Raw genomic sequence first — 3,298 nt, forward strand, 5'->3', positions numbered from 1 at the left:
CGTCCCGCGCCGAACGGATCGGCGCGAGCGTGCCGGGCTGCCGCGCGAGCGGCACGGCACCGGGCGCCTCGCTCCCGTCGACCGCGAGCCGCAGCAGCGCCCCGCACGGACAGCCGTACTCCGGGCGGGGCCAGCGCGTCGTCCGCGCGCACGCCACGCACCGCACCGCGAGCCACTCCTCGCCCCATTCGCGCCGCTCCACCGGCTCGCCCAGGCCGCCGTCCACGAGCGGCAGGATCACCGGCACCCCGCAGGGGCAGGGCAGCTCGGGCGGGAGGTGGCTGCCGACACGGCGGCAGACCGGGCAGGTGACGGCGACGGAGGCCATGACGTGCTCCAGGACCTTGACGGACGGGCCGCGCGCACGGGAACGCGCGAGCGTGCGAGGGACGCCCCGCTGCGTACGGGACGTGCCCCATCATCCTCCCGTTCGCCGCCGTCCCGCCGGGAGTTGGGGCGAGAGCCCGAGGTCCCGCCCGCCCACCGCTTCCCCCGCCCGTGCCGCCTTCCGCCCCGGGCCCGTCGGTTAGGGTCGCTGCGGCGGCCCCCGCGCGGGGGCGCGCGGTCATGGCGGGAGGCGTCGCATGCGGTTGCGGGTCGAGTTCACCACCGAGCCCTTCGACCTCGAAGAGGCGCCGCGGCACGCGCTCGTCGCCCGCGAGGTGCTGCGCGTCGCGCCGCTCGAAGGGATCGACGTGGGGCCCTTCGGCAACACGGCCGAGGGCAGCGCGGAGGACGTCGTCGCGACCGTCGCCGAACTGCTCCGTACGACCATCGGCGCGGGCGCCGACCGCGTCTCGCTCCAGGTCAGCGTGCTCGCGGAGGGCGAGCGGTGAGCGCGTCCCGCTCCGCACCGACCCCGTGCGGTGGGGGCCCCGTACCGCACCCGCTGCTCGAAGCCGTCCGCCCCCTCGTCGACGCGATGGGCGGCGAGCTGCTCGACCCGGCCGCCGCCGCGCCCGAGGACGTCGTGCTGCGCTGGGAGGGCGAGGAGGTCGTCGCGGTGCGGCTGCCGGGGCTCGGGGACGACAGCCTGGACCGGATCGTCGAGGGGCTGGAACGGGTCCACGGCCCTCTTGCCGCGCTCGACCGCCGTACCAAGCAGGACCTCGTCCGGCGGCTGGAGGCGCGCGGCGCGTTCACGGTGCGGCACGGCGTCGAGACCGTCGCCGCGGCGCTCGGCGTCTCGCGCTTCACCGTCTACAACTATCTCCGGCACGTCAACGAGCAGCGCGCCAAAGAGCGTTAAGCACTCGCGGGGCCGGTGGCTGTCCTGGACGCCGGCCCCGCGAGCGAGTTCAGGACGACACGTGCTCCGGTACGCGCACGGGCGCCCCCGTCGCGGCGACCAGTTCGGCGACCGTCACGTCGGGAGCCGTCTCGACGAGCACGAAGCCGTCTTCCGTCACGTCCAGGACCCCGAGATCCGTGATGACCCGGTGCACGCAGCCCCGTCCCGTGAGCGGCAGCGTGCACTCCTCGACGAGCTTCGGGGTGCCGTCCTTCGCGGTGTGGTCGGTGAGGACGATGACGCGGCGGGCGCCGTGCACGAGGTCCATCGCGCCGCCCATGCCCTTGACCATCGCGCCGGGGATCATCCAGTTCGCCAGGTCGCCGTCCCGCGAGACCTGCATCGCGCCGAGGATCGCGGTGTCGATGTGGCCGCCGCGGATCATCCCGAAGGAGAGCGCCGAGTCGAAGAACGCGGCCCCGGGCAGGACGGTCACCGTCTCCTTGCCCGCGTTGATCAGGTCCGGGTCCACGTCCTCGTCGGTCGGGTAGGGACCCGTGCCGAGGATGCCGTTCTCGGACTGGAGCACGACGTGCGTACCCGCCGGGATGTAGCCGGGCACGAGCGTGGGGAGGCCGATGCCGAGGTTGACGTAGTCGCCGTCGCGCAGTTCAGTCGCCGCCCGCGCGGCCATCTCGTTCCTGGTCCAGGACATCAGGCACCCGCCTTCTCGCGCGCGGCCGTGACCGTGCGCCGCTCGATGTGCTTCTCGGCCGCCTGCTGCGGCGTCAGCGGCAGCACGTGCTGCACGAAGACGCCCGGCAGGTGGATCTCGTCGGGGTCCAGCGCGCCCGGTTCGACGAGTTCCTCGACCTCGGCGAGGGTGACGCGCCCCGCCATCGCGGCGAGCGGGTTGAAGTTGCGCGCGGACTTCTCGAAGACGAGATTGCCGTGCCGGTCGCCCTTCGCGGCCCGGACGAGCGCGAAGTCGCAGGTGATGGCGTGCTCCAGGACGTACGTCGTGCCGTCGAAGTCCCGCGTCTCCTTGACCGGCGAGGAGAGGACGACGCCGCCCGTGCTGTCGTGGCGCCACGGGATGCCGCCCTCGGCGAGCGGCGTGCCGACCCCGGCCGGGGTGTAGAAGCCGGGGATGCCGCAGCCGCCCGCGCGCAGCCGCTCGGCGAGCGTGCCCTGCGGCACCAGCTCGACCTCCAGCTCGCCGGTCAGGTACTGCCGCGCGAACTCCTTGTTCTCGCCCACGTAGCTGCCGGTGACCCGGTCGATGCGCCCGGCGCCGAGGAGGACACCGAGGCCGTGCTCGTCGGTGCCGCAATTGTTCGAGACGACGCGCAGGCCGGAGGCACCCTGCGCGTGCAGGGCCTCGATGAGCGTGCTCGGGATGCCGCAGAGGCCGAAACCGCCGACGGCGAGCGAGGCGCCGTCGGGGATCGCGGCGACGGCCTCGGCGGCCGAGCCGACTGTCTTGTCCATGGGGGAGTCCTTGAGGTGCTTCGGAGGGTGGTGCGGGAGAGGCCGCTGAGGCGGAGCCGGTACGGGATGGCTCCGGGGCGCGCGGTGTGCGGCCGGCGCGCCCCGGAGCGGGGGAGGCCCCCGGCGCCGTCAGGAAGCCGCCGTCAGGGGGCCGCCGTCGGGTGCCGTCGCGCCGGTGTGCGGTGCCGGTGCGGGGGCGTGGTCCGTGCCGTGCGCGGGCGCGCGCAGCTGCGTCCGCAGCTGGCCCACCAGGTCACGTACTCCGGTGGCGTCGGCCGCCGTGCCGAAGAGGTAGAAGTCGGGCCGGACGAGCGCGCCGACGTGCCCGTGCTCGCGCAGGTGCGGCAGGTAGCCGCCGGGCGGGTCGGTCCACTCGCCACCGCTCTCGGTGAGCGGTACGAGGCACGCGCCGATGCTCCGCAGGAAGGCGCGGTCGGCGGCGTCGAGGTCCGCGAGCGGCGCCTCGCCGTCGGTGAGGAGGACGAAGCCGCCGCCGGTCAGCTCGTCGAGCAGCGCCGTGCGCCCGTCGTGCGTGACGGTGAACTGCGGCGTCAGGTGCCCGACGCCCGGCGCGCG

4 protein-coding genes and 2 pseudogenes are annotated in these 3,298 nt (G+C 74.8%); 2 read left to right on the forward strand and 4 right to left on the reverse strand.

Translation table 11 applies throughout. From position 1 onward, the window contains the following. Positions 1 to 328: pseudogene (locus G3I42_RS06140) on the reverse strand (hypothetical protein); the annotation flags it as partial. Positions 329 to 584: 256 nt separating this feature from the next. Here G3I42_RS06140 and G3I42_RS06145 point away from each other — a divergent pair. Continuing rightward, entirely contained in the window at positions 585 to 836 is a 252-nt protein-coding gene (locus tag G3I42_RS06145; protein ID WP_164283114.1) for a hypothetical protein, read from the forward strand. A gap of 86 nt (positions 837 to 922) precedes the next feature. Further along, positions 923 to 1,249 (forward strand): helix-turn-helix domain-containing protein, encoded by a 327-nt coding sequence (locus tag G3I42_RS06150; protein WP_164283120.1) that lies wholly within the window; start codon positions 923 to 925, stop codon positions 1,247 to 1,249. Positions 1,250 to 1,298: 49 nt separating this feature from the next. Here the strand turns inward: G3I42_RS06150 and G3I42_RS06155 are convergent, their stop codons facing one another. From G3I42_RS06155 to G3I42_RS06165, 3 genes and pseudogenes are all read right to left on the reverse strand, one after another. Next, positions 1,299 to 1,946, reverse strand: coding sequence for a CoA transferase subunit B (locus G3I42_RS06155; RefSeq protein WP_164283116.1), 648 nt, complete (start codon positions 1,944 to 1,946; stop codon positions 1,299 to 1,301). Beyond that, a complete protein-coding gene (locus G3I42_RS06160) occupies positions 1,946 to 2,722 on the reverse strand; it encodes a CoA transferase subunit A (protein WP_164283118.1) in 777 nt (258 codons plus the stop codon). The genes G3I42_RS06155 and G3I42_RS06160 overlap by 1 nt, the downstream gene beginning before the upstream one ends. A 129-nt stretch (positions 2,723 to 2,851) precedes the next feature. After that, a pseudogene (locus G3I42_RS06165) lies at positions 2,852 to 3,298 on the reverse strand (monooxygenase); the annotation flags it as partial.

This window comes from Streptomyces sp. SID11385 (assembly GCF_010548245.1).
In the GTDB taxonomy this organism is placed as follows: Bacteria; Actinomycetota; Actinomycetes; order Streptomycetales; family Streptomycetaceae; genus Streptomyces.